Source organism: Rahnella sp. AN3-3W3, from assembly GCF_003263545.1.
Classification (GTDB): domain Bacteria; phylum Pseudomonadota; class Gammaproteobacteria; order Enterobacterales; family Enterobacteriaceae; genus Rahnella; species Rahnella variigena.
This window is the reverse complement of sequence record NZ_JYDG01000002.1, coordinates 11,826-36,933: the sequence shown is the minus strand read 5'-3', so window position 1 is coordinate 36,933 and position 25,108 is coordinate 11,826. Positions and strand designations below refer to the sequence as shown.

At 52.9% G+C, this 25,108-nt stretch carries 22 protein-coding genes, 1 tRNA gene and 1 riboswitch; of the genes, 14 read left to right on the top strand and 9 right to left on the bottom strand.

Annotated features, from left to right (window positions below; all coding sequences use genetic code 11):
• Positions 1–50 precede the first annotated feature (50 nt).
• The 4 genes from UC15_RS01125 to gdhA all read left to right on the top strand — a co-directional run bounded on the left by UC15_RS01125 (position 51) and on the right by gdhA (position 3,263).
• The gene (locus UC15_RS01125; RefSeq protein ID WP_112286734.1) at positions 51–488 is read left to right on the top strand and encodes a DUF2000 domain-containing protein; all 438 of its coding nucleotides are present in this window, start codon (positions 51–53) and stop codon (positions 486–488) included.
• A gap of 70 nt (positions 489–558) precedes the next feature.
• On the top strand, positions 559–1,257 hold the full coding sequence (locus UC15_RS01120; protein WP_112286733.1) for a phosphatase PAP2 family protein: 699 nt from the start codon (positions 559–561) through the stop codon (positions 1,255–1,257).
• 62 nt (positions 1,258–1,319) lie between these two features.
• Complete coding sequence (locus UC15_RS01115; RefSeq protein WP_112286732.1) at positions 1,320–1,805, top strand: methylated-DNA--[protein]-cysteine S-methyltransferase; 486 nt, start codon at positions 1,320–1,322, stop codon at positions 1,803–1,805.
• A gap of 114 nt (positions 1,806–1,919) precedes the next feature.
• Complete coding sequence (gdhA, locus tag UC15_RS01110) at positions 1,920–3,263, top strand: NADP-specific glutamate dehydrogenase (protein ID WP_112286731.1); 1,344 nt, start codon at positions 1,920–1,922, stop codon at positions 3,261–3,263.
• A 93-nt stretch (positions 3,264–3,356) separates the two neighbouring features.
• Here the strand turns inward: gdhA and UC15_RS01105 are convergent.
• Positions 3,357–3,433 (bottom strand) — tRNA-Ile (locus tag UC15_RS01105).
• Positions 3,434–3,575: 142 nt separating this feature from the next.
• On the opposite strand from UC15_RS01105, the gene mug reads away from it, so the two are divergent.
• Complete coding sequence (gene mug, locus UC15_RS01100) at positions 3,576–4,073, top strand: G/U mismatch-specific DNA glycosylase (RefSeq protein WP_112286730.1); 498 nt, start codon at positions 3,576–3,578, stop codon at positions 4,071–4,073.
• An 82-nt stretch (positions 4,074–4,155) separates the two neighbouring features.
• Here the strand turns inward: mug and rpoD are convergent, their stop codons facing one another.
• From rpoD to rpsU, 3 genes are all read right to left on the bottom strand, one after another.
• Positions 4,156–5,994: an RNA polymerase sigma factor RpoD gene (rpoD, locus tag UC15_RS01095; protein ID WP_095923569.1), complete on the bottom strand. Its 1,839-nt coding sequence runs from the start codon at positions 5,992–5,994 to the stop codon at positions 4,156–4,158.
• Positions 5,995–6,240: 246 nt separating this feature from the next.
• The gene (gene dnaG, locus UC15_RS01090) at positions 6,241–7,989 is read right to left on the bottom strand and encodes a DNA primase (RefSeq protein WP_112286729.1); all 1,749 of its coding nucleotides are present in this window, start codon (positions 7,987–7,989) and stop codon (positions 6,241–6,243) included.
• 135 nt (positions 7,990–8,124) lie between these two features.
• Positions 8,125–8,340 carry a 30S ribosomal protein S21 gene (gene rpsU / locus UC15_RS01085; RefSeq protein ID WP_001144069.1) on the bottom strand — a complete coding sequence of 72 codons (216 nt, stop codon included), beginning with the start codon at positions 8,338–8,340 and terminating at the stop codon, positions 8,125–8,127.
• Between the two features lie 316 nt (positions 8,341–8,656).
• On the opposite strand from rpsU, the gene tsaD reads away from it, so the two are divergent.
• The gene (gene tsaD / locus UC15_RS01080; RefSeq protein WP_112286728.1) at positions 8,657–9,670 is read left to right on the top strand and encodes a tRNA (adenosine(37)-N6)-threonylcarbamoyltransferase complex transferase subunit TsaD; all 1,014 of its coding nucleotides are present in this window, start codon (positions 8,657–8,659) and stop codon (positions 9,668–9,670) included.
• Between the two features lie 181 nt (positions 9,671–9,851).
• Here the strand turns inward: tsaD and plsY are convergent, their stop codons facing one another.
• Positions 9,852–10,481 carry a glycerol-3-phosphate 1-O-acyltransferase PlsY gene (gene plsY, locus UC15_RS01075; RefSeq protein ID WP_112286727.1) on the bottom strand — a complete coding sequence of 210 codons (630 nt, stop codon included), beginning with the start codon at positions 10,479–10,481 and terminating at the stop codon, positions 9,852–9,854.
• 107 nt (positions 10,482–10,588) lie between these two features.
• On the opposite strand from plsY, the gene folB reads away from it, so the two are divergent.
• Both folB and bacA read left to right on the top strand, forming a co-directional pair.
• On the top strand, positions 10,589–10,945 hold the full coding sequence (folB, locus tag UC15_RS01070) for a bifunctional dihydroneopterin aldolase/7,8-dihydroneopterin epimerase (protein WP_112286726.1): 357 nt from the start codon (positions 10,589–10,591) through the stop codon (positions 10,943–10,945).
• Between the two features lie 186 nt (positions 10,946–11,131).
• The gene (bacA, locus tag UC15_RS01065; RefSeq protein WP_112286837.1) at positions 11,132–11,956 is read left to right on the top strand and encodes an undecaprenyl-diphosphate phosphatase; all 825 of its coding nucleotides are present in this window, start codon (positions 11,132–11,134) and stop codon (positions 11,954–11,956) included.
• Between the two features lie 88 nt (positions 11,957–12,044).
• Here bacA and UC15_RS01060 read toward each other — a convergent pair whose 3' ends face one another.
• Positions 12,045–13,280 carry a multifunctional CCA addition/repair protein gene (locus UC15_RS01060; RefSeq protein WP_112286725.1) on the bottom strand — a complete coding sequence of 412 codons (1,236 nt, stop codon included), beginning with the start codon at positions 13,278–13,280 and terminating at the stop codon, positions 12,045–12,047.
• Positions 13,281–13,411: 131 nt separating this feature from the next.
• Positions 13,412–14,032: a TIGR04211 family SH3 domain-containing protein gene (locus tag UC15_RS01055; RefSeq protein WP_112286724.1), complete on the bottom strand. Its 621-nt coding sequence runs from the start codon at positions 14,030–14,032 to the stop codon at positions 13,412–13,414.
• A gap of 299 nt (positions 14,033–14,331) precedes the next feature.
• Between UC15_RS01055 and UC15_RS01050 the strand changes: the two genes are divergently transcribed.
• The 4 genes from UC15_RS01050 to yjeH all read left to right on the top strand — a co-directional run bounded on the left by UC15_RS01050 (position 14,332) and on the right by yjeH (position 21,413).
• Positions 14,332–15,639 (top strand): inorganic triphosphatase, encoded by a 1,308-nt coding sequence (locus UC15_RS01050; protein WP_112286723.1) that lies wholly within the window; start codon positions 14,332–14,334, stop codon positions 15,637–15,639.
• A gap of 57 nt (positions 15,640–15,696) precedes the next feature.
• The gene (glnE, locus tag UC15_RS01045; protein WP_112286722.1) at positions 15,697–18,534 is read left to right on the top strand and encodes a bifunctional [glutamate--ammonia ligase]-adenylyl-L-tyrosine phosphorylase/[glutamate--ammonia-ligase] adenylyltransferase; all 2,838 of its coding nucleotides are present in this window, start codon (positions 15,697–15,699) and stop codon (positions 18,532–18,534) included.
• Between the two features lie 87 nt (positions 18,535–18,621).
• Positions 18,622–20,049: a bifunctional D-glycero-beta-D-manno-heptose-7-phosphate kinase/D-glycero-beta-D-manno-heptose 1-phosphate adenylyltransferase HldE gene (gene hldE, locus UC15_RS01040; protein ID WP_112286721.1), complete on the top strand. Its 1,428-nt coding sequence runs from the start codon at positions 18,622–18,624 to the stop codon at positions 20,047–20,049.
• Between the two features lie 113 nt (positions 20,050–20,162).
• Positions 20,163–21,413, top strand: a complete 1,251-nt coding sequence (gene yjeH, locus UC15_RS01035; RefSeq protein ID WP_112286720.1) for an L-methionine/branched-chain amino acid transporter — start codon at positions 20,163–20,165, stop codon at positions 21,411–21,413.
• 80 nt (positions 21,414–21,493) lie between these two features.
• On the opposite strand, the gene UC15_RS01030 is transcribed toward yjeH, so the two are convergent.
• Positions 21,494–21,766 (bottom strand): accessory factor UbiK family protein, encoded by a 273-nt coding sequence (locus UC15_RS01030; RefSeq protein ID WP_112286719.1) that lies wholly within the window; start codon positions 21,764–21,766, stop codon positions 21,494–21,496.
• Positions 21,767–21,898: 132 nt separating this feature from the next.
• Positions 21,899–22,074, top strand: a riboswitch (FMN riboswitch).
• Positions 22,075–22,208: 134 nt separating this feature from the next.
• Here UC15_RS01030 and ribB point away from each other — a divergent pair.
• Both ribB and ygiD read left to right on the top strand, forming a co-directional pair.
• Positions 22,209–22,862, top strand: a complete 654-nt coding sequence (gene ribB / locus UC15_RS01025; protein ID WP_112286718.1) for a 3,4-dihydroxy-2-butanone-4-phosphate synthase — start codon at positions 22,209–22,211, stop codon at positions 22,860–22,862.
• Between the two features lie 238 nt (positions 22,863–23,100).
• Positions 23,101–23,889: a 4,5-DOPA dioxygenase extradiol gene (gene ygiD, locus UC15_RS01015; RefSeq protein WP_112286717.1), complete on the top strand. Its 789-nt coding sequence runs from the start codon at positions 23,101–23,103 to the stop codon at positions 23,887–23,889.
• Between the two features lie 52 nt (positions 23,890–23,941).
• On the opposite strand, the gene UC15_RS01010 is transcribed toward ygiD, so the two are convergent.
• The gene (locus UC15_RS01010) at positions 23,942–25,102 is read right to left on the bottom strand and encodes a glutathionylspermidine synthase family protein (protein WP_112286716.1); all 1,161 of its coding nucleotides are present in this window, start codon (positions 25,100–25,102) and stop codon (positions 23,942–23,944) included.
• Between the last annotated feature and the right edge of the window lie 6 nt (positions 25,103–25,108).

Below are 25,108 nucleotides of genomic sequence, written 5' to 3'. Positions count from 1 at the left end.
AAAAAGTGACAGGTTAAGCTCAGATTTCAACTGAACCGGAGCCTGTCACCATGAATACTCCTGCCACAATTTTGCCCTCATCCCCTGAACGCTGCGTTATCGTGATCAACCAGCAACTGGCCGCCGGACATGCCGCCAATGCTGCCGCGGTACTGGCGCTGACGCTCGGACAACGTCATCCGTCTCTGGTTGGCGCGCCGCTGATTGATGCTGATAACCGGGAACATCCGGGGCTGATCCCGATTGGTATCAGCGTGTTAGTGGCCGATGCTCAACAACTCACACAACTTCATCAGCATCTGCTTAATGATGATGAAATGGACGGCATTATTTTCCCGGTCGAAGGGCAGCAAACCACTGATTACGCTGCATTTCGTGAGGCGGTATCGGGTGTGCCGACCGACAACCTGCAACTGCTCGGCATCGCGCTGGCGGGGAATAAAAAAGTGGTGCGTAAGCTGACCGGCAAACTGGGATTACTGGGCTGATGTCTGTCATTTAACCGTCACATTTCTTCTCTATTCTCCTGATATTCAAACTAATATCAGGAGTTTCACCGTGCGTAAGTCCCTCGTCGCTCTGCTGCTTTTCACTCTGGGTTCCACCTTTGCTGTTCAGGCTGCCGAAGAAGCCAAGCCGTTTATCACCAGTCAGGAACTGGATCTGACCCAATATCTGCCAGCGCCACCGGCGGATGATTCGGCGCAGACAAAAGCTGAACTGAAAGAATTGCTGGAAATTCAGGCCACCCGTACGCCTGAGCAAGAGAAAGCCGCGATTGCCGATGCTGAAGAAAACGTCTGGCGTTTTGCCGATGTGATGGGCCCGGATTTTGATGCCGCGAAACTGCCGAAAACCGCCGCGCTGTTTGAGCGCATTGTGGCGACAGAAGACGTGGTGGACGATCACGCCAAGAAAGCGTTTAACCGTCCCCGTCCTTACATGCTGGATGAACAAATTCATCCGCTGCTGAAAAAATCTAAATCCGGTTCATGGCCTTCCGGTCATTCCACCATCGGTTATCTGATGGCGACGGTGCTGGGTGAAATGGTGCCGGAAAAACGCAACGCGCTGTTCACCCGCGCAGCCGGTTACGCTGAAAACCGTCTGGTGGCCGGTTTCCATTACCGTTCTGATACCGTGATGAGCCGCACCGGCGCGGCGCTGATCGCCCAGAAAATGGCAGAGCAGCCTGATTTCAAGACCGAATTTGACGCGGCAAAAGCCGAACTGCGTGCGCAGCTGGGTCTGAAATAATTGTCGTCAGTTCCTGCCTTTCCGGTAAAGTGTGGGCGTAAAACTCGCAAAGGAAGGGACTGATGGAATACAGATTCAAGCGAATGGCATCACCGGTCGGGCTGCTGACGCTGGCGGCAAAAGGCGACAAACTGACCGCCATTTTGTGGGAATGTGAAATCGACGGGCGCGTGCCGTTGGGCGACATGATTGAAGACCCGTCGTTTCCGATCCTGCTGAAAACCGAGCAACAGCTGAACGAATATTTTGCAGGCGAACGTACGTGCTTTGAGCTGGAACTGGATTTCACCGGCACGGCATTTCAGAAAGAAGTCTGGGCGGCGTTGCTGGAAATTCCCTTTGGTGAGACGCGCAGTTATGGCGATATCGCCCGCCGTATTGGCCGCCCGAAAGCCGTCCGCGCCGTCGGTGCTGCCAATGGTCGTAACCCGATTTCCATTGTGGCGCCTTGCCATCGTGTCATCGGTGCTTCCGGTAAGTTAACCGGCTTTGCTGGCGGCCTCGATAACAAAGCGTTATTACTCAAGCTGGAAGGGCGCAAATCCTAGGGTTTTAATCGGGTAAATAAATCACTTGATGTCCGCTTGTCAGTCGATGCATAGTCAAAAAATAAGCAGTAAATAAAAAAAGACAACATCACTTACAGACGGAGTTTTAAATCAATGGATCAGATTCAATCCCTCGAACAGTTCTTATCCTCAGTACAACAACGCGACCCGCATCAGGTCGAATTCTCCCAGGCCGTACGTGAAGTTATGACCACGCTATGGCCTTTCCTCGAACAAAATCTGCAATACCGCCGTTCTGCTTTACTCGAACGTCTGGTGGAGCCGGAGCGTGTCATTCAGTTCCGCATCGCGTGGGTGGATGACAAAAATCAGGTGCAGGTGAACCGTGGCTGGCGCGTGCAGTTCAGCTCGGCGATTGGCCCGTATAAAGGCGGCATGCGTTTCCATCCGTCGGTCAATTTATCAATCCTCAAATTCCTCGGTTTTGAGCAGACCTTTAAAAATGCCCTGACCACGTTGCCAATGGGCGGCGGGAAGGGCGGCAGTGATTTCAATCCGAAAGGCAAAAGCGAAGGCGAAATCATGCGTTTCTGTCAGGCGCTGATGCTTGAACTGTACCGTCATCTCGGTCCGGATACCGATGTGCCTGCGGGTGATATCGGCGTCGGCGGGCGTGAAGTCGGGTATATGGCGGGGATGATGAAAAAACTCTCCAACAACACCGCCAGTGTGTTCACCGGCAAAGGGTTGTCGTTTGGCGGCAGTCTGATCCGCCCGGAAGCCACAGGTTATGGCCTGATCTATTTCACTGAATCGATGCTCAAACGCCATGGTCTGGATTTTGAAGGTATGCGCGTTGCGGTATCCGGTTCCGGCAACGTCGCGCAATACGCGATTGAAAAAGCCATGTCACTGGGCGCCCGGGTGATTACGGCGTCAGATTCTAACGGTACTGTCGTCGATGAAGCAGGCTTTACTCCTGAGAAACTGGCGCTGCTGACCGAAATCAAAGCCAGCCGTGACGGGCGTGTGGCCGATTATGCAGAAAAACTCGGGCTGACCTATCTCGAAGGCCAGCAGCCGTGGAACGTGCCGGTGGATATCGCGCTGCCTTGCGCCACACAAAATGAACTGGATGCCGATGCGGCACGCGTGCTGATTGCCAATGGCGTGAAAGCCGTCGCCGAAGGCGCGAACATGCCGACAACCATTGAAGCGACCGACTTGTTCACCGACGCGGGCGTGTTGTTCGCGCCGGGCAAAGCGGCGAATGCCGGTGGCGTGGCGACGTCAGGTCTTGAAATGGCGCAGAACGCTGCACGTCTGAGCTGGAAAGCTGAAGAAGTGGATGCGCGTCTGCGTCACATCATGCTGGATATCCATCACTCCTGCGTGGAGTACGGCGGTGAAGGTAAACAGACACAATATGTGCGTGGCGCCAATATCGCCGGTTTTGTGAAAGTCGCCGATGCTATGTTGGCGCAGGGCGTGCTTTGATTTTAGTGAGCCACTTTTGAGGCAATTAATTTAGCTAACAAAAAAGCCACTTCTTGCGAAGTGGCTTAATCGTTTGAATCTGAAACTAAAATTTGGTGGCCCTTGCTGGACTTGAACCAGCGACCAAGCGATTATGAGTCGCGTGCTCTAACCAACTGAGCTAAAGGGCCGAGGTGCGGGATTATACGGTAAACTCTGCTTACAGGTCTATATGTGTTCGGTTTGTATGCGCGTTTTGTGCACAGTTCTGGCATGTTGTATTCGCAGACTTTTTTACCGATAACTCCGGTAAATACATCTCAGGAAAGAATAATGATTACAGATATTATCGCCAGGGATCTTTCTGTCGTTTTTTGCGGCATCAATCCTGGTCTATCTACCGCTCATCATGGTTTTCATTTTGCTAATGCCAATAATCGCTTCTGGAAAGTTATCTATCAGGCCGGTTTTACCGCGCGCTTGCTGAAGCCTGAAGAAGAGCAACATTTGCTGGATACGGGTTGTGGCATCACGATGCTGGTTGAGCGCCCGACCGTTGAAGCAACCGAACTGGTACGCGATGAGTTGCGTGAGGGCGGGGCGGTTTTGACGGAGAAAATCGAACGCTATCAGCCGCGCGCACTGGCCGTTTTGGGTAAGCAGGCGTTCAGTAAAGCGTTTGGGATCAGCAAAGTGAACTGGGGGCGTCAGGCGCTGAAAATCGGTGACACAGAGGTCTGGGTGCTGCCTAACCCCAGCGGACTGAACCGTGCGACGTTAGAGGAACTGACCGCCTCTTACCGCGAACTTTACGATGCGCTGAATTCCTGAGCCTAAACTTCAAACAATAAAAAAAGCCCCGCCATTTCCAGAGAAAGGCGGGGCTTTTTATTGGCTGACAGCCTGAGGACGATTAATCGTCCAGGAAGCTACGCAGCACTTCGGAGCGGCTTGGGTGGCGCAGTTTACGCAACGCTTTCGCTTCGATCTGACGGATACGTTCACGGGTAACGTCGAACTGTTTGCCCACTTCTTCCAGAGTGTGGTCAGTGTTCATATCGATACCGAAACGCATACGCAGAACTTTCGCTTCACGTGCGGTCAGGCCAGCCAGAACGTCATGCGTCGCAGAACGCAGGCTTTCAGACGTTGCAGAATCCAGTGGCAGCTCGAGGGTAGTATCCTCGATGAAATCGCCCAGATGCGAATCTTCATCGTCGCCGATTGGCGTTTCCATTGAGATTGGCTCTTTAGCGATTTTCAGCACTTTACGGATTTTGTCTTCCGGCATCAGCATACGCTCAGCCAGCTCTTCCGGTGTTGGCTCACGGCCCATCTCTTGCAGCATCTGGCGGGAGATACGGTTGAGTTTGTTGATGGTCTCAATCATATGCACCGGGATACGGATGGTACGTGCCTGGTCGGCGATGGAGCGGGTGATAGCCTGACGGATCCACCAGGTCGCATAAGTTGAGAACTTATAACCACGGCGATATTCAAACTTATCAACGGCTTTCATCAGGCCGATGTTACCTTCCTGGATCAGGTCAAGGAACTGCAGACCACGGTTGGTGTATTTCTTGGCGATAGAAATAACCAGACGTAAGTTTGCTTCAACCATCTCTTTCTTCGCGCGACGGGCTTTCGCTTCGCCGATCGACATGCGACGGTTGATGTCTTTAACCTGCTCGATAGTCAGGCCAGTTTCTTCTTCGATCTGACGCAGTTTCATCAGGCCGCGCTGCACGTCTTCGGTGACTTCTTTCAGCTTCTCAGACCATGGTTTACCCATTGCCAGAGCCGCATCGAACCAGGTATCGCTGGTTTCGTTACCGGCGAACAGATTGACGAAGTTTTTCTTCGGCATCTTGCACTGTTCAACGCACACTTTCATGATCAGACGTTCCTGAGCACGTACGCGATCCATCATGGAACGCATGCTGTTAACCAGGAAATCGAACTGTTTTGGCACTAAACGGAACTGTTTGAACACATCGGACAGCTTCAGGATTTCTTCTGCTGCGCTCTTGTGACTACGGCCGTTTTTCTTGATGACCAGACGTGTCGCTTCATGTTGTTCACGCAGTTCGGTGAACTTCTGGCGAGCCAGTTCAGGGTCGATGCTGTTGTCGTCTTCAGCGTCGTCGTCTTCATCTTCGTCTTCGTCGTCATCATTCTGCTCTTCAGTGGTCAGTTCAGAACCCACATGAGTCGCAGTTGGTGCGATTTCTTCTTCGGCGTTCGGGTCAACAAAACCGGTGATCAGGTCAGACAGACGTACTTCGCCTGCTTCTACACGGTCATATTGCTCTAACAAATAAGTGATAGCTTCAGGATATTCAGCAACGGAGCACTGGACCTGATTGATACCGTCTTCGATACGTTTGGCGATGTCGATTTCGCCTTCACGGGTCAGCAGTTCAACGGTACCCATCTCGCGCATATACATACGCACTGGGTCGGTGGTACGGCCAATTTCGGATTCAACGCTGGAAAGTACCTGCGCCGCCGCTTCTGCAGCGTCTTCGTCGGTATCTGGGCGGTTTTCGGCCAGCATCAAATCATCGGCGTCCGGAGCTTCTTCAAGAACCTGGATGCCCATGTCGTTAATCATCTGGATGATGTCTTCGATCTGGTCGGAATCGACGATATCTTCCGGCAGATGGTCATTGACCTCAGCATAGGTCAGATAGCCTTGCTCCTTACCACGGGTGACAAGTAGCTTAAGCTGTGACTGCGGGTTTTGCTCCATAAGACGGTATCCACACTTCAGAGTATTTGGGTTGGTGTCGGTCGGGTAACATCGCCAACAATAACGTTAGGGGCGTTTATTGTGCCGCGGCCCACCAGGGCGGCTCTGCGCAGGGCCGTGCCCCGCTTTTTATCGGCACTTAAGCCGTGTTCTGTTTTACCCGTAATACTTCGAGCCGCAGGTGCGTTAGCTGCCTTTCCATCACTCGAGTTATCCGGGTAAATATATGTTCTTGTTATTAAATTTTTAACTCTTTCTCGCTAACACCTGATTCAGGGAACTCACTTCGGTGCGTTCCTCTGGACTCAGGCCATGCGTCCTGGCTTTTGCAATCAAAGTTTCAAGCCGTTGCTCTAAAATCGAGTCATACAGGCTGGCTAGAGTGGCACGAAATTCCTCTTCGACCATGTCCTCTACGATCATGTGGTTCCACGTCGCCAGAGTTTCAAGTTGTTGGTAGAACTTATTGTCGCGATAAAGTTCCAGTAACTGGCCTGTTGTCAGGCCCGGCTGGGCTAAGCAAGTGGTGACTAACTCGCTGAAAAGATCCAGTCCTGGTTGCTTCGCTTGCTCCAAACCTTGCAGCGAGGGTATAAGTGTAGCCAGTTGTGGATTTTGTACCAGTAACCCTATAAGTATACGCATGGTTGTGCGTTTTAGCTGGGGCGCCTGATAGACATTGCTATTTTCTGCCTGTTTAGGCATCAGCTTTTCAAGCTGGCTGTCATCCAAAATCCCGAGCTTATTCCCTAACTGCTGACGTAAATACATCCGTAACGTTTCACCGGGTACCTGACGGATCAGCGGCAATGCCAGCATGCTCAATTTGGTGCGCCCGTCAGGGCTGCTCAAATCAACCTGCGGCATCAGCGAATCAAACAGGAAAGTGGACAGCGGCATCGCCTGCTCCATTCTTTGTTCGAACGCTTCTTTGCCTTCTTTTCGCACCAGCGTGTCTGGATCTTCGCCATCGGGTAAAAACATAAAACGCAGCTGGCGACCATCATTAAGATAGGGCAGTGCTGTTTCCAGCGCGCGCCATGCAGCTTCACGTCCCGCCCGGTCGCCGTCGTAACAACAAACGACGTTATCGGTGCTGCGGAACATCAGCTGAATGTGGTCAGCCGTCGTGGACGTACCCAGTGATGCCACGGCGTAATCAATGCCGAACTGCGCCAGTGCGACAACGTCCATATACCCTTCAACAACCAGCAAACGCGCCGGCGTCGGGTGCTTTAACTGTGCTTCATACAGGCCATACAACTGGCGGCCTTTATGGAAAATTTCGGTTTCCGGCGAGTTGAGGTATTTCGGCGTACCGTCACCCAAAACCCTGCCGCCAAAGGCAATCACGCGGCCACGTTTATCACGAATAGGGAACATCACCCGTTCGCGGAAACGGTCATAGCTGCGACCATTGTCATTGGTGACTAACATGCCGGCGTCAATCAGAGACGCTTTATCATCGGCATTTTTGCCGAAACGCTTTAATGCGTTGTCCCAGCCCGGAGGGGCGAAACCAATAGCGAAGTGACTGATGACGTCTTCACTCAAACCGCGTCGGGCAAGATATTCCCGTGCGGGGGCACCTGCAGGCTGTTTAAGTGATTGCTGATAGAACTCGCTAAGCGGTGCCATCAACTGGTAGAGGCTTTGACGCTGATGACGCTCCATCTGGCTTGGACCGGTGCCTGCTTCGTACGGCACTTCCAAACCCTGCATTGTCGCCAGTTCCTCAATGCTTTCGACAAACTCAAGCCTGTCATAGTTCATCAGGAAATCGACGGCATTGCCGTGGGCACCACAGCCGAAACAGTGATAAAACTGCTTATCGCCATTTACGGTAAATGAGGGTGTTTTCTCATGGTGGAAAGGGCAGCACGCGTGATAATTTTTACCCTGTTTCTTGAGCTTTACACGTGCGTCGATCAAATCGACGATATCGATGCGAGCCAGCAAGTCATTGATAAATACGCGCGGAATTCTCCCAGCCATAAGCCCCTTACTCACTAGCCTATAAACGAGAACAAGCCGCGCATTCCTTTCGGAAAGCACGGCCTTCGTATGCTACTACGCAGTCTGCGCGTTCTTAATATTGCAAATCACGCGATTTGGGGTTGCCCCCGAAGATTAATACAGACGAGTGCGGCGTGCGTTTTCGCGAGCCAGTTTCTTGGCGTGGCGTTTTACTGCAGATGCTTTAGCGCGTTTACGTTCGGTAGTCGGTTTTTCATAGAATTCACGACGACGAACTTCTGCCAGAACACCTGCTTTTTCGCAGGAACGCTTGAAGCGACGCAGAGCTACGTCGAACGGCTCGTTTTCACGTACTTTAATTACAGGCATGTGCCTCTCACCTCGATAAAATCGGTTTGTTTGCTGATGTTGTACCAGCACATTTCAAAATGGTGCGGAATTTTACTCCAATTCGCCTCGTCTTGTAAAGCATAACGGCAAATTGAAACAGGCGCGTTCAGCAACCCTTCTGCAACATCGTGCGCTCGCTTTTGCGTCGGGCGGCGATTATATACCAATCAATCGAAATTGCTCGACATTAATTGGCTCAGGAAGCAAGGAATTCCCACTCCGGTGCAGCACCCGCTAAGGCTTGTGTGCTAAACTGCGCGCCGCGAGTTAGCGCCAAACTATGATGGAAAGAGTGATGCGAGTACTGGGTATTGAAACGTCCTGCGATGAAACCGGAATTGCAGTTTATGACAGCGAAGCCGGTTTGTTAGCCAACCAACTGTATAGTCAGGTAAAACTGCATGCAGATTACGGCGGCGTGGTGCCAGAACTGGCCTCGCGTGACCATGTGCGCAAAACAATCCCTTTGATTCAGGCCGCGCTGAAAGAAGCCGGGCTGACCGCACAGGACATCGACGGCGTGGCGTATACCGCCGGTCCCGGTCTGGTCGGCGCGTTGCTGGTCGGCGCAACTATCGGCCGTTCTCTGGCGTTTGCCTGGGATGTGCCTGCGGTGCCGGTTCATCATATGGAAGGTCATTTGCTGGCACCGATGCTTGAAGATAATCCGCCTGATTTCCCGTTTGTCGCGCTGCTGGTTTCCGGTGGTCATACGCAGTTAATCAGCGTAACCGGTATTGGTGAATATACCTTACTGGGCGAGTCTATTGATGACGCTGCCGGTGAAGCCTTTGATAAAACGGCAAAATTGCTGGGGCTGGATTATCCGGGTGGCCCGCTGCTGTCAAAAATGGCGGCTCAGGGTGTGGCCGGGCGCTTTACATTCCCGCGTCCAATGACCGATCGTCCGGGGCTGGATTTCAGCTTCTCCGGTCTCAAAACGTTCGCTGCAAATACCATTCGTGGCAATGACAGCGACCCGCAGACGCACGCGGACATTGCCCGCGCTTTTGAAGATGCCGTGGTCGATACGCTGGCGATTAAATGCAAACGCGCGCTGGATCAGACCGGTTTTAAACAGCTCGTCATGGCTGGTGGCGTCAGCGCGAACCGCACATTACGCGCCAAACTTGAAGACGTGATGACCAAACGTGGCGGTAAGGTATTTTATGCCAGACCTGAATTCTGTACCGACAACGGCGCGATGATTGCTTATGCCGGTATGGTGCGATTGAAAACCGGAGCAACACCTGATCTTGGTGTCACCGTTCGCCCGCGCTGGCCGTTAGCGGAGCTTCCGCCAGTCTGAGCGGGGCTGCGACTGCGTTGCTGCGTCGACCCGAAATGCTCACATACTTGAGTATGCTGCGCTTTCAGGTTTCCTGGCGCCTTGTCTCGCTCGCGCTCAGCCAGGCTGGCTGAGTTAAAAAACCAATAAAAAACGACCCACCTGAGGTCGTTTTTTTTTGTCTGAAATCTGACGTTATCCGCTATTCGGTCTTATTTTCTTTCGCCGCTTTGCGTTTCTTCTTCAGCTTATCCCAGATTTTTCCTTCCTGGCCCCGCCAAAGACGCTGGATGTTATCGTGATGACGCAACAGTATCAGACAGGAAAGCATGGCGACCGGGAAAGTGAATTCTGGTTTGAACCACCAGACGTAAAAAGGTGCGATCAGTGCACTGACAATCGCGCCCAGCGAAGAGTATCCGCTCAGCAGCACTGTCAGCAGCCATGTCCCCATCATCAGCCCGGTTAAGTCCCAGCCGATAGGCGCGATGGCACCGAAAGCAGTCGCTACGCCTTTACCGCCTTTGAAGCGAAAGAATACCGGATAGATGTGACCCAGACAGGCCGCGATAGCGGTCAGCCCAAGGTACATCGGCGGAATATTCAGGCGATAGGCCAGCCAGACAGGCAACATACCTTTCAGAACATCGAAGATGAGAACAGACGCCGCGGCCAGCCGGCCACCCAGCCGCAAGACATTTGTGGCACCGGGATTGCCAGAGCCCGCTGTGCGCGGATCAGGCAACCGGGCTACCCGGCAGACCAGAATCGCACTGGAAATCGAGCCGCAGAGGTAGGCGAAAATAATCATTCCAAGCGCGGTAGCACTCATAAAGCAGTTCCGTCTAATAAGGGTCGTTTTAATCGCAACATCCATGGATAATACGCATTTTCTGCTGGAAGTGGTATCCGGCTGGGCCAAAAACAGAGAATCACGTGATGGATATCGTATTTATTGAGCAACTAAATGTAATCACCACGATTGGCGCTTACGACTGGGAACAGACGATTAAACAGAAACTAGTGTTCGATATCGAAATGGCCTGGGATAACCGAAAATCCGCTGCCAGCGATGATGTGAATGACTGTTTAAGCTATGCGGACGTCAGTGATGCGGTGATTGAACATGTGGCATCGCAAAATTTTGCGCTGGTAGAGCGTGTGGCCGAAGAAGTGGCGACATTGCTGCTGACCCGTTTTAACTCGCCATGGGTGCGGATTAAGCTCAGCAAGCCCGGCGCGGTGGCTCAGGCGGCCAATGTCGGCGTGATTATTGAGCGCGGAAAACGAATTTAGTCCGGTTACGGATACAATTTAAAAAATGCTTGTCTATTTAATGTCATATAGAAGCGTTAAAAGGAAAGTCCGGACTGCCGGGCTTCCTTTAATGAAGCGGCTCAGCGTGATGCCGCTTTTTTGTTGTCTGTACTTTGAGCTGGTTTCCCCATCCGGGGATATTTTATAGGGTAGGGTGCGATAATGATCGTTGAAAGTCATTCTTTGCTTGTAGCAGCAATTTTGGGTGTTGTTGAAGGGTTGACTGAGTTCTTACCGGTTTCATCTACCGGCCATCTGATCATCGCGGGAAATCTTCTGGGCTTTACCGGTGATACCTCGAAATCATTTGAAGTGGTTATCCAGTTAGGGTCCATTCTGGCCGTGGTAGTGATGTTCTGGCGTCGTTTGTTTGGCATGATTGGCCTGCACTTTGGCAAGCCGCCTGTTCATGAAGGCACGGGTAACCGCCGGCTGAATTTATTGCATATTATTTTAGGGATGATCCCGGCAACGATCCTGGGCTTGCTGCTGCACTCGCAGATTAAGTCCTTGTTTGAGCCGAAATTTGTGATGATTGCACTGGTCGTCGGTGGTGTTTTGCTGATTGCAGCCGAATTGTTGAAACCGAAAAAACCGCGTGCAGAAGGGGTGGATGACATCACTTACCTGCAGGCATTTATGATTGGTGTTTTCCAGTGTCTGGCGCTCTGGCCAGGATTCTCCCGTTCGGGCGCGACCATAAGCGGCGGGATGTTAATGGGCATCAGTCGTTTTGCGGCATCTGAGTTCTCTTTCCTGCTGGCGGTGCCGATGATGATGGGCGCGACAGCGCTGGATCTGTATAAGAGCTACAGCTTCCTGACGCTGGCTGATTTACCGATGTTCGCTACCGGTTTTATCAGCGCATTTATCGTTGCCCTGATTGCTATCAAAACCTTCCTGGCGGTGATTAAACGTATTTCGTTTATTCCGTTCGCCATCTATCGCTTCTTTGTAGCGATCGCGGTGTACTTCGTCTTTATCGCCTGATTTTTGGTTTATTGGCGACAAGAAATAATGGCGAGAAAAAAAGCCCCGGCGCAAAACGCACGGGGCTTTTTTTAATCGTTGATGGGGTCTAAATCGCTGCTTCCTGCGTTTGTTTCCAGTCTGCCAGAGCTTGTGTTCGACGCTTTTTCAGCTCATCGCGGATTTCAATTCCCTGAAAACCTGCATCCAGCACTTCTTTATTGGTAATGCTGTTCGCCACTTTGAAAGCCTCACGGAGATAATCACCTTGCGGATAAGGGTTGTTTTCAAAGGTGGTACGCCCGCGGGCGTCGGCTTCACTGGTCATAATCATCTGCTCAAGCCGCTGTGGTTTACGCCACACGTCGATGGTGTCGAACAGTTTTAACAGGGTTTCCGGACGCAGCTTGTTCACGGTATGGATCAGGTCGTGGAACTCTGCGACCAGTTTGGCTAAATCTCGGATATGCGTCGGGACTTTCAGGCGCTGGCAAATATTTTCCACCAGTTTCACACCTGCCGGACCGTGGCCGTGATGCGCTGGCCAGAATTGCGGCGGGGTAAGCGCCTTGCCCAAATCATGGCAAAGCGCAGAGAAACGCACATCCACTTCCGGCGTCAACGTGCTGGCGATTTTCAGCGTCATCAGCGTATGAATACCGGTATCAATTTCCGGATGCCATTTTTCTGGTGCCGGAACGCCAAACAGCGCATCGATTTCCGGGAACAGCACTTTGAGCGCGCCGCAGTCACGCAGCACCTGGAAATAGACCTGGGGATCCTGCGTCTGCAAGGCTTTTTCGGTTTCTTTCCACACACGTTCTGGTGTCAGCGCTTCCAGTTCACCGCTTTCTGCCATCTGCTGCATCAGCGCCTGCGTTTCCGGAGCGACCGTGAAACCTAAATGAGCAAATCGCGCGGCAAAACGGGCGACACGCAACACACGCAGCGGATCTTCACCGAAGGCATCCGAAACGTGACGCAACAGGCGTTGTTCGATATCGCGCTGTCCGTGATAGGGATCGACAAGTTCGCCATCTTTGCTTTTGGCGATCGCATTGATGGTAAGATCACGCCGCATCAGATCCTGTTCCAGCGTGACGTCCGGCGCGGCATAACAGGTGAAACCGTTATAACCGGAACCTGATTTTCGCTCTGTGCGGGCCAGGGCATATTCATCACGGGTGCGGGGATGCAGGAACACTGGGAAATCTTTCCCGACCTGCTGATAGCCGTTTTCCAGCATGTATTCAGGCGTTGCGCCGACCACTACCCAATCGTGTTCAGACACAGGCAGGTTTAATAAGCTGTCTCGGACTGCGCCGCCGACCAGGTAAATCTCCACGCGATAACTCCTGAAATAGGCCAAAGGGACTCTTTGTTCATCATAGCAAAGTTGGGCTGAAGATTTCCTGATTGATGGAAACACGAAAAGGCACCGAAGTGCCTTATGGAGTTAATCAGGATGTTGAGCTTTTAGCTCATCCAGCGATCTTTCTTCCTGCGACGTGGGATCAGATGTGGCAACAGCAGACCCAGAACCAGACCGACACCCGCGACACCGCCGCCGTACATAAACCATTGCAGAATAATGGTTCTTTGTTTGTCGTCGAGCTGGACATTGACCGCGTCAACTTTCTTCTTCGCCACGATCAGCTGATTTTTCAAATCCTGATTTTCTTTCTTCAGGCCATTGATAATGCCATCGCTGGAAGACACCTTGCTCTGCATTTCCGCAGTGCGCTGGTTCCAGCTGGAATCAATGTTGGTCAGTTTGTCAGTCAGCGTTTTCACCTGTTGTTCCAGATCCGGAACGCGGGTACGCAGGCTCGGCACATTGCTTAACTGATCAAGTGGGATCCAGGCCGTTTTGCCCTTTGAATCAACAATCTCACCATATTTAGTACTGTCGTTAACGCTGCGCAGGGTGACTTCTTCACCGGCATTCAGGGTGCCAACAATGCGATACTGATTACCCGGACCGCTGTGGATATAGGTGATCAAATCGTCGGAGATATAGCGCTTCTCATCAGCGTGAGCGCCCCATGTGATGCTTAAACCAAGCAAAGCGAAACCAATTAGGCGTAATTTCTGCATTATTTCATCGTTTCTTTGTGAATTTAGGGAACGTGAAGTGTGCATCCGTTTAATCAGGATACGTCTTCTGGCAACCGCCTCTGTTGGCCATTGCACTAATTCAGAGTCCAAAAGTTGGTTTCATAGACCAAAAGTTGGGTGACCGATAGTAAGGGCAACAGTGTGACGACGCAATGTATAAACCGGAATGAGAACTATCTTACAATCCCGCAACATGCGGCTTGCGCGCTGTGCTTATGATAGAATTGCAGCGACGCGTTTATCCCTTTTGGCAGCAAAGAATCGGTGTGAAGACTCCTATGACCGTAGAAATAGAATTAAAATTTATCGCCACCCCGGCAGCAATCGCCGAATTACCTTCGCAACTCGCTGGATTTAACAGCGAGCACACCGCGCCTTCGAAACTGACCAACATCTATTTTGAGACTGCGGAAAACTATTTACGTTCGCACGATATTGGCCTGCGTATCCGTGGTTTCGACGATCAGTACGAAATGACCATTAAAACCGGCGGGAAAGTGGTGGGCGGCCTGCATCAGCGCCCTGAATACAATGTCGAGCTGAAAAAACCGGTGCTGAAACTCAGCGCGTTCCCGAAAGATATCTGGCCGGAAGGCTGCAAACCTGCCGCGCTGCAAAAAGAACTGGCACCGTTGTTCCGTACCGACTTCACCCGTGAAAAGTGGGTGATCACTTACGGCGAAAGCGAGATTGAGCTGGGTCTGGATCAGGGTGAAGTGGTGGCCGGTGAGCTTTCTGAAGCACTGGCAGAAATTGAACTGGAACTGAAAAAAGGCAACACCGCCGATCTGCTGGCTCTGGCCGCTGAGATTGGCGCTCATGGCGGTTTACGTCAGGGCGGATTCAGCAAAGCCGCTCGGGGTTATCATCTGGCGAAAGGCAATCCGGCGCGTGAAATCAAACCGTTGCCGGTTTTTAAAGCCCAGCCGAAAGCGACCGTGGAACAGGCAATGTCCGCTATGTTCGAGCTGGCACTGGATCACTGGCAATATCATGAAGAGCTGTGGGTGCGTGGCGATAAAACTGCGCGTCTGACCGTGCTACAGGCCGTGGAAACTGTGCGTCAGGTGCTGGTGTTGTTTGGCGGGCTGGTGCCGCGTAAAGCCTCGTCTGAACTGCGTACGCTGCTGACCGATCTGGTTCCTGTGCTGGAGCAGAAATCTGCCGATGCGCAGGAAATCTGTTACAGCGCCAGCTACCTGAAATGCAAGTTAGTGCTTACTTCCTGGCTGGCAACCTCAGGCTGGACGCCTTTCATTGATGACAAATCGGCGAAAAAACTGGAAGGTTCTTTCAAACGGTTTGCCGACATCATGCTGGGCCGTACCGCTGCTGATTTGAAAGAGGCGTTTGCACAGCCGCTGACCGAAGAAGGCTACCGCGACCAGCTGGCGCGTCTGAAACGTCAGATTATCACCTTCCATTTGCTGGGCGGTGCTTATCCTGAAAAAGACGTTGCCGCGTACATTGCGGGCTGGGCCGATCTGCAACAGGCCATCGTGCAGCAGCAACACGCCTGGGAGGATTCCGCCCGTTCTCATGCGGTAATGATGGATGCATTCTGGTTAAACGGACAACCTCGTTAATTGACTGATAAGCCTGGGCAAATAGCCCGGGCTTTTTTTTGCAAGGAATCTGATTTCATGTTGCCACTCCCTTCTGTTTTGCAAAGTCATGCTCAGAGTCTGCTTGAGCGCTGGCGTGAACATCCTGAAAACCTCCCGCTTCCCGATGATCAACAGCTGGCCGTTTTAACCAGCAGTGAATTCGTCACGGACAGTTTGCTGGCGTTTGGCCAGTGGTGGCATGAAATCAATGAAACACCGCCTCAGTCCCAGGAATGGCAGCTTTATCGCCCATGGCTTGAAGAAGCACTGACCGGTGTGACGGATGAAAACGGGCTGATGAAAGCACTGCGACTGTTCCGCCGCCGTATTCTCACCCGTATCGCCTGGTCGCAATCGGCGCAAACCAGCGAAGCGAAAGACACGCTGCATCAGCTGAGTGAACTGGCTGAACTGCTGATCGTCAGCGCCCGCGACTGGCTTTACGACGCTTGCTGTCGGGAGTTTGGTACGCCGGTCAATGCTGCTGGCGAACCGCAAAGAATGCTGATCCTCGGGATGGGTAAACTCGGCGGCGGGGAGCTGAATTTCTCTTCGGATATTGACCTGATTTTTGCCTATCCGGAAAACGGTCAGACCCGCGGCGGGCGACGCGAACTGGATAATGCCCAGTTCTTTACCCGCCTTGGACAGCGGCTGATCAAAGCGCTGGATCAGCCGACCATCGACGGTTTTGTTTACCGTGTCGATATGCGTCTGCGTCCGTTTGGTGACAGCGGTCCGCTGGTGATGAGTTTCCCGGCGCTGGAAGATTATTATCAGGAACAGGGGCGCGACTGGGAACGTTACGCGATGGTGAAGGCGCGGCTGATGGGCGGCGCGGAAGATATCAGCAGTCAGGAACTGCGCAAAATGTTGATGCCTTTTGTGTTCCGCCGTTACATCGATTTCAGCGTGATCCAGTCATTACGTAATATGAAAGGGATGATCGCCCGTGAAGTCCGTCGCCGGGGGTTGAAAGACAACATTAAACTCGGTGCAGGCGGCATCCGCGAAATTGAATTTATCGTGCAGGTCTTCCAGCTTATCCGCGGCGGGCGTGAACCGGCATTGCAGCAGCGTGCATTGCTGCCGACGTTGCAGGCGCTGGAAAATCTGAGCATCCTGCCGGTCGAGCAGGTGTTGCAACTGCGCAGCAGTTATCTGTTCCTGCGTCGTCTGGAAAACCTGTTGCAGGCAATTTCCGATGAACAGACGCAGACTTTGCCTTCCGATGAACTGAATCAGGCGCGTCTGGCCTGGGGAATGGATTACGCCGCCTGGCCACAGCTTCTGGATGCAGTGAATGCTCACATGCAGGCCGTGCGTGCGGTGTTTAATGATTTGATTGGCGATGACACGCCTGACTCTGAAGACGATCAGCAACAGGCGCAATTCAGCAGTTTGTGGATTGATTTGCTGGAGCCTGCCGAACTGGCGCCTCTGGTTCCACTGCTCGATGAAAACGCGCAGCGTCATGTTTTGCAGCAGATTGCCGAGTTTCGTCGTGATGTCGATAAGCGCACTATCGGACCGCGCGGACGTGAGCAACTCGATTTACTGATGCCGCGTCTGCTGGCGCAGGTGTGTACCTATAAAAATGCCGATGTGACACTTCAGCGCCTGATGCAACTGCTGCTCAACATCGTCACGCGGACCACTTATATCGAGCTGCTGGTGGAATATCCCGGTGCGCTCAAACAGTTAATCCGCCTGTGTGCCGCGTCACCGATGGTGGCAACGCAGCTGGCCCGTCATCCGTTACTGCTCGATGAGTTACTCGATCCGCGTACGTTGTATCAGCCGATTGAACTGACCGCCTATCGCGATGAGCTGCGTCAGTATCTGATGCGCGTGCCGACAGAAGACGAAGAGCAGCAGCTTGAAGCCGTGCGGCAGTTCAAGCAGGCGCAGCATCTGCGTATCGCCGCCGGGGATATTTCCGGGGCGCTGCCGGTGATGAAAGTCAGCGACCATTTAACCTATCTCGCCGAAGCCATTCTCGACGTGGTGGTGCAGCAGGCGTGGGAACAGATGGTCGCGAAATACGGTCAGCCGACGCATCTTCAGCACCGTGAAGGCCGTGATTTTGCCGTCATTGGTTACGGCAAACTCGGCGGCTGGGAGCTGGGTTACAGTTCCGATCTGGATCTGGTCTTCCTGCTCGACTGTGCGCCGGAAGTCATGACCGACGGCGAGCGCGTCATCGACGGCCGTCAGTTTTATCTGCGGCTGGCGCAACGCATTATGCATTTATTCAGCACGCGCACATCGTCGGGAATTCTTTATGAAGTTGATGCGCGTCTGCGGCCTTCCGGCGCGTCCGGTATGCTGGTCAGTACCATCGAAGCGTTTGCCGATTATCAGGCCAATGAAGCCTGGACGTGGGAACATCAGGCGCTGGTGCGCGCTCGCGTGGTTTACGGCGATCCGCAACTGACGCAGCAATTTAACGCCACGCGCCGCGATATTTTATGTCGCCAGCGTGATGACGACGGGTTGCGTAAAGAAGTGCGCGAGATGCGCGAGAAAATGTATGCGCACCTGGGCAGTAAAAAGGCTGACCAGTTTGATCTGAAAGCCGATCCGGGTGGCATCACCGATATTGAATTCATTGCACAATATCTGGTCTTACGCTTTGCTCATGACGAGCCAAAGCTGACCCGCTGGTCCGATAATGTAAGGATTTTTGAGCTGATGGCGCAACACGACATCATGCCGGAAGACGAGGCACGAAATCTGACGCAGGCTTATGTCACGCTGCGCGACGAAATTCATCACCTCGCTTTACAGGAACATAGCGGAAAAGTGGCCGCAGACAGCTTTGCGGCAGAACGCGCACAAATCCGCGCCAGCTGGGCGAAGTGGCTGGGCTGAGGGTTTTTATTCGGGTAACAGGCGCTTGTGATATTATCCGGCGCATTGTGTTTACCCGATTTGATTTATCTGTTTTGGAGTCTTGGGATGAAAGTGACTTTGCCTGATTTCCACCGTGCCGGTGTGCTGGTGGTCGGTGACGTAATGTTAGACCGCTACTGGTATGGCCCGACCAACCGTATTTCTCCGGAAGCGCCGGTACCGGTCGTGAAGGTGAATACTATCGAGGAACGTCCAGGCGGCGCGGCAAACGTGGCGATGAACATTTCGTCTCTCGGTGCTTCTTCGCGTCTGATCGGCCTGACCGGCGTGGATGACGCGGCACGTGCGCTAAGCGAACGTCTGGCGGAAGTGAAAGTAAACTGCGATTTCGTGGCGTTGCCCTCGCATCCGACCATTACCAAATTGCGTATTTTGTCCCGTAACCAGCAGCTGATCCGCCTCGACTTTGAAGAAGGTTTTGAAGGCGTGGATCTCCAGCCGATGCTGACCAAAATCGAACAAGCCTTGCCGCAAAGTGGCGCGCTGGTGCTGTCTGACTACGCCAAAGGCGCGCTGACGGAAGTGCAGAAAATGATCCAGCTGGCGAGAAAAGCCGGCGTGCCGGTGCTGGTGGATCCTAAAGGTTCTGATTTCGAACGTTATCGCGGTGCGACATTGCTGACGCCAAATCTGTCCGAATTCGAAGCCGTTGTCGGCCGTTGCAAAAACGAAGATGAAATCGTCACGCGCGGTATGCAACTGATTGCTGATTTCGAGCTTTCTGCGTTGCTGGTGACCCGTTCTGAGCACGGTATGACGCTGTTGCAGCCAGGCAAAGCGCCTTTCCATATGCCAACGCAGGCGCAGGAAGTGTATGACGTGACCGGTGCCGGTGACACGGTGATCGGTACGCTTGCCGCGGCGCTTGCCGCCGGGAATACGCTGGAAGAATCCTGCTTCCTGGCCAACGCCGCCGCCGGTGTGGTGGTCGGTAAACTGGGTACGTCTACGGTTTCTCCGGTTGAGCTGGAAAATGCTATCGGCGGGCGTTCAGACGTCGGCTTTGGCGTGATGAATGAAGAGCAACTGAAAGCGGCTGTGGCGATGGCCCGTCAGCGCGGCGAAAAAGTCGTAATGACCAATGGCATCTTTGACATCCTCCACGCGGGACATGTTTCTTATCTGGCGAATGCCCGCAAACTCGGCGACCGTCTGATTGTTGCCGTTAACAGCGATGCCTCGACCAAGCGTCTGAAAGGCGAAACCCGTCCGGTGAATGCGCTGCAAAACCGCATGATCGTGCTGGGCGCTCTGGGTGCGGTCGACTGGGTGGTTTCTTTTGATGAAGACACGCCGCAGCGTTTGATCGCCGGGATCTTGCCTGATCTGCTGGTGAAAGGCGGTGACTATAAGCCTGAGCAAATCGCCGGTTGTCAGGAAGTCTGGGCGAATGGCGGTGAAGTGCGTGTGCTGAATTTTGAAGATGGTTTGTCCACTACCAAAATCATCAATCAGATTAAAGCTCAGGACTGATTTCCACATCGTTTATTTGCATGAAAGGGCTTATCTGATAAGCCCTTTTTCTTTTTGATGATGTCGTCAATAACACTAAACGGAAGTGACTTTGCTGTGGGCGGATTAACGTTGTGAGCGGATTAAAACAGGAGTTAAGCCTGGCACAGGGCGTCGGGCTGTTATCTACGTCGCTGCTGGGAACGGGTGTTTTCGCGGTGCCCGCGCTGGCGGCGCAACTGGCGCAAAATGACAGCCTGTGGGCGTGGCCGGTGCTTATCCTGCTGGTGTTTCCTATTGCCATCGGTTTTGCCGCACTCGGACGCCATTTCCCCAACGCAGGCGGGGCGGCGCATTTTGTCGGCAAAGCTTTTGGTCCCCACATGGCGCGAGTCACCGGCTGGTTATTCCTGTCCGTGATCCCGGTCGGCTTACCCGCCGCGCTGCATATCGCGGCCGGATTCTGGCAGGCGGCATTCGGCTGGAGCAGCGAAAATCTTCTGCTGGTTCAGCTCGGTACGTTGCTGATTATCTGGTTTCTCGGTACCCGCAGTGCCGGTTCGAGCGCCAATATCCAGACGCTGATCGCTTTGCTGGTCATCGCGCTGGTGATTGCTATCTGGTGGAAAGGGGGAATTTCCCTGCCTGAAATCCCATTGCCTGCGATACGTGACGTTTCACCCGCAAACCTGTTCGATGCACTGGCAGTAATGTTCTGGTGCTTTGTCGGGCTTGAAGCGTTTGCCCATCTGGCGACAGAGTTCCGCAATCCGGAACGGGATTTTCCGCGTGCGCTGCTGATTGGCATGCTGGTGGCGGGCGCCGTGTACTGGGGGTGTACGGTCGCTGTGCTGAAATTCCATGCCTGGGGAGAAGGGCGGGAAGCGGGGGCTTCTCTCCCCGGCATCGTCGTGCAACTGTTCGGGCAAAAAGCACTGTGGGTGGCCTGCATCATTGGCTATCTGGCGTGTTTTGCCAGCGTGAATATTTATACCCAAAGCTTTGCCCGGCTGGTGTGGTCGCAGGCTCAGCTCAAGCCGCAAAGTAAGCTGGCGCAGCTCTCGTCTCAGCAGGTGCCGGTCGCGGCGCTCAATCTGGTGGTCGGCAGTTGTATGCTGTTTACCCTGCTGATTTACTGGCTGCATCTGCCATTGGGCGCGCTGATCACTTATGCCAACGGGATTTTCATCCTGATATACCTGCTCTGTATGCTGGCGGGGACGCGACTTTTGAAAGGGCGTTCAAAATGGATGGCGATGCTGGGTGCCGTGTTGTGCTGCGGATTACTGGCGATGGTCGGCTGGAAAGCATTGTATGCCGTGGTGGTATTTGCTGCGCTTTCGCTGTTATTGCCCCGCGCTAAAACGGTACTCAATACACAATAAGCCGTACTGTTCACAGCAAAAAGGCCTGGTTAGCAGGCCTTTTCTGTTTCTACTTCAGCAATCCGCGTAACTCATGCAAATCAGGCCGGATCTTGTGGTTTTTCCGCTTCAGCTTGTTTGCCTTCCAGCGCTGCGAGACGTTGTTCCAGTACGGCCAGCTTTTCGCGGGTGCGCAGTAAAACTTGCGTCTGCACGTCAAACTCTTCGCGATTGACTAAATCCATACGGCTGAACTGCGCCTGTAATACCTGGCGGATTTTCTTTTCGGCATCTTCACCAAACTCACGGATCCCTTTAGGCATAGATTCGTGAACCTGGCGGGCAATTTGTTCAATTTTTTTCGGGTCAATCATGATTATTCCTTTTCTCGAAGGAGGTGCTTTTCCTTAGTGTAATCGCTGACGCCGTTTCTATAAACCTTCAGGGGCACTAATTGGCCAATCCGCAGGATTGCCCTGTACATTTATTGGCGCTATAGTTGTTTTGCTTATTCTCAGGGCGGGGTGAAAGTCCCCACCGGCGGTAAACCACGGAATATCGGAAGGACCATAATCCCTTCCATGTGGAAGCCCGCGAGCGCTCAATCCTTCGGGGTTAGAGGTCAGCAGATCCGGTGTGATTCCGGGGCCGACGGTTAAAGTCCGGATGGGAGAGAGTAACGATTCAAGCCGGGCACCGTATTGCCCGCTGCGTTATTTTTTATAACTGTAGCACGCCATACAGCTGCTTCAGCTAGCCTCCTCAAGACGCCCTGATTCTGGTAATCCACATACAGAACATGAGGTTATTTTTACCATGAATCAGACCCTACTTTCCGAATTCGGTACATCAACTGAACGTGTTGAGCGTGCTCTTGACGCCATGCGTAACGGCGTTGGTGTGTTAGTACTGGATGACGAAGATCGTGAAAACGAAGGCGATTTAATTTTTGCCGCTGAAAACATGACCGTTGAGCAAATGGCGCTGACCATTCGTCACGGCAGCGGAATTGTGTGCCTCACCATGAATGAAGACAGCCGTAAAAAGCTGGATTTGCCAATGATGGTTGAGAACAACTCCAGCCCGTTCCAGACGCCGTTTACCGTGACTATCGAAGCGGTTGAAGGCGTGACTACCGGTGTTTCTGCGGCTGACCGCATCACCACTATCCGTGCGGCAATCAAAGACGGCGCAAAACCTTCTGACCTTAACCGCCCGGGGCATATCTTCCCGCTGCGCGCACAGGCCGGTGGCGTGCTGACCCGTGGCGGTCACACCGAAGCGTCTATCGATCTGGCGACACTGGCAGGCCTGAAGCCTTTCGGCGTGCTGTGTGAACTGACCAATGACGATGGCACCATGGGGCACGCGCCTGAAGTGATTGTCTTTGCCCGTCAGCATAATATGCCGGTCGTGACCATCGCCGATCTGGTGGCTTATCGTCAGGCGCAGACCCGTCAGGCAAGCTGAATCAACACCGATCGTGCGTAACAAAAAGGCCGCTTATGCGGCCTTTTGCTTTTGAATCCTGCAATTTGTCTTTAGCGCAATTTTTCATCATCTTCTTTTGATTTGTCTCATCAAATTTATTGAACATCTCCTTCACGGTTATCCGGCTGTAACCCGCAATCAAAAAGAGTACCGTAATCACATCTTGCGGAGGTTGCTTAACAGCCCGCTCACTTTTATTTGCGGTAAGGAATTTATGATGACAACTCAACGTATGCCCGCACTTTTCTTAGGCCACGGCAGCCCGATGAACGTGCTGGAAGATAACACTTATACCCGTGCCTGGCATGCGCTGGGCGAATCATTACCACGGCCAAAAGCGATTCTGGCAGTTTCTGCTCACTGGTTCACCCGCGGCACGGCGGTAACGGCGATGGAGAATCCGCGCACTATTCATGACTTTGGCGGGTTCCCGCAGGCGTTGTTTGATAAACGTTATCCGGCACCGGGTTCACCGGCTCTGGCGAAACGGGTTCAGGAATTGCTCAGCCCGGTGAATGTGATGGCCGACACCAGCGAGTGGGGTTTTGACCACGGGACCTGGGGCGTGCTGATCAAGATGTATCCGGATGCCGATATTCCGGTTATTCAGCTGAGTATCGACGGAACGCAACCGCCGGAATATCACTATGAGTTAGGCAAGAAACTGGCTGTTCTGCGTGACGAAGGGGTGATGATTGTCGCCAGCGGAAACGTGGTGCACAACCTGCGCATGGTGAAATGGGATGGTAACGGCGAGCCGTATCCGTGGGCGATTGCGTTTGAGAAATATGTGAAAGATAACCTGAACTGGAAGGGTGAGGCTAAAGATCATCCTCTGGTGAAGTTTATGGAACATGAGGGCGGCGCGTTATCGAATCCGTCTCCGGATCACTATCTGCCATTGTTATATGTTTTAGGCGCGTGGGATGGTACAGAACCGATCACACAGCCAACGGACGGGATCGTGATGGGATCGCTTTCTATGCTTTCCGTTCAGGTTGGGTAATCCGGTAAATAAAAAGGATAATGAAAAATCTCATTATCCTTTTTTAGTTTTTTTATCCGACAATGGTATGCGGATAAAAACGTGACAGATCCTGCGTGATCAGCGCTTTATCTTCACGGATGCCGATCCCACAAGGCTGATCGTTGACCAGCCAGCTGCCGATCAGCGTGTAACTGCCTTCAAACACCGGCAACGGATGGAACTGCTGCACAATCATGCCTTCAGCGCCATATGGGCCTTCAACGCTCGCCACTTCCTGACCTTTTTCGATCACTTTTATGTTAGCGCCTTCGCGTGAAAACAGCGGTTTCACAACGTAGTGATCCAGCTCCGGATGCGGGTCTTCGGCGAAATAAGCCGGTAACAGATTCGGGTGATCCGGGAACATTTCCCACAGCAACGGAAGCAGGGCTTTATTCGACAGAATCGCTTTCCAGGCCGGTTCCAGCCAGCGGACACCCGCGTCTTCCAGTTTGGTGGCAAACACTTCGCGGAACATGAATTCCCACGGATATAGCTTGAACAGGTTAGAAATCACCTGATCCTGCGTGTCAGTGAATTGTCCGCGTTCGCCCAGACCGATTTCCTCGATGAACAGGAATTCACTGGCCAGTTCAGCTTCCAGCGCGCAGTCCTGCAAATATTGCACCGTACCGCGATCTTCTTCAGTGTCCTGGCAGCAGGCGATGTGCAGCAGCGAAAAACCGTGCTGATTTTTCAGCTCAGCAAAACGCTCGATCAGCTTTTCCTGCAAACTGTTGTACTGGTCAGCATCCTGAGTCAGGTTGCCAGCCGCGATTTGATCTTCCAGCCACAGCCACTGGAAGAAGGCCGCTTCGTACAAAGATGTCGGCGTGTCGGCGTTATTTTCCAACAGTTTAGGCGGATTGACACCGTCGTAGGCCAGATCCAGACGTGAATACAGCGAAGGTTGTTGCGTGCGCCATGAACTGCGGACAAAGTCCCAGACGTGCTTTGGGATCTGGAATTTCGCCATCAGTTTGTCGTCGTTCACCACGCGCTCAACCACTTTCAGGCACATCTGGTGAATGTCGGCGGTGGCGTCTTCGATCTCTTCAATCTGCGCCAGTGTGAACTGGTAATACGCATCTTCACACCAGTACGGCTCGCCATACATGGTGTGAAAGTTGAAGCCAAACTCCGTGGCTTTTTCGCGCCAGTCCGGACGCTCATTAATGGCTAAACGTTTCATCTGATT

Coding starts and splice junctions, on each gene's coding strand:
- UC15_RS01125 (WP_112286734.1), top strand. CDS start 51: ATGAATACTCCTGCCACAATTTTGCCCTCATCCCCTGAACGCTGCGTT.
- folB (WP_112286726.1), top strand. CDS start 10,589: ATGGATATCGTATTTATTGAGCAACTAAATGTAATCACCACGATTGGC.
- dnaG (WP_112286729.1), bottom strand. CDS start 7,989: ATGGCTGGGAGAATTCCGCGCGTATTTATCAATGACTTGCTGGCTCGC.
- tsaD (WP_112286728.1), top strand. CDS start 8,657: ATGCGAGTACTGGGTATTGAAACGTCCTGCGATGAAACCGGAATTGCA.
- hldE (WP_112286721.1), top strand. CDS start 18,622: ATGAAAGTGACTTTGCCTGATTTCCACCGTGCCGGTGTGCTGGTGGTC.
- UC15_RS01030 (WP_112286719.1), bottom strand. CDS start 21,766: ATGATTGACCCGAAAAAAATTGAACAAATTGCCCGCCAGGTTCACGAA.
- rpsU (WP_001144069.1), bottom strand. CDS start 8,340: ATGCCTGTAATTAAAGTACGTGAAAACGAGCCGTTCGACGTAGCTCTG.
- glnE (WP_112286722.1), top strand. CDS start 15,697: ATGTTGCCACTCCCTTCTGTTTTGCAAAGTCATGCTCAGAGTCTGCTT.
- UC15_RS01055 (WP_112286724.1), bottom strand. CDS start 14,032: ATGCAGAAATTACGCCTAATTGGTTTCGCTTTGCTTGGTTTAAGCATC.
- rpoD (WP_095923569.1), bottom strand. CDS start 5,994: ATGGAGCAAAACCCGCAGTCACAGCTTAAGCTACTTGTCACCCGTGGT.
- gdhA (WP_112286731.1), top strand. CDS start 1,920: ATGGATCAGATTCAATCCCTCGAACAGTTCTTATCCTCAGTACAACAA.
- ribB (WP_112286718.1), top strand. CDS start 22,209: ATGAATCAGACCCTACTTTCCGAATTCGGTACATCAACTGAACGTGTT.
- mug (WP_112286730.1), top strand. CDS start 3,576: ATGATTACAGATATTATCGCCAGGGATCTTTCTGTCGTTTTTTGCGGC.
- ygiD (WP_112286717.1), top strand. CDS start 23,101: ATGACAACTCAACGTATGCCCGCACTTTTCTTAGGCCACGGCAGCCCG.
- UC15_RS01010 (WP_112286716.1), bottom strand. CDS start 25,102: ATGAAACGTTTAGCCATTAATGAGCGTCCGGACTGGCGCGAAAAAGCC.
- UC15_RS01115 (WP_112286732.1), top strand. CDS start 1,320: ATGGAATACAGATTCAAGCGAATGGCATCACCGGTCGGGCTGCTGACG.
- UC15_RS01050 (WP_112286723.1), top strand. CDS start 14,332: ATGACCGTAGAAATAGAATTAAAATTTATCGCCACCCCGGCAGCAATC.
- plsY (WP_112286727.1), bottom strand. CDS start 10,481: ATGAGTGCTACCGCGCTTGGAATGATTATTTTCGCCTACCTCTGCGGC.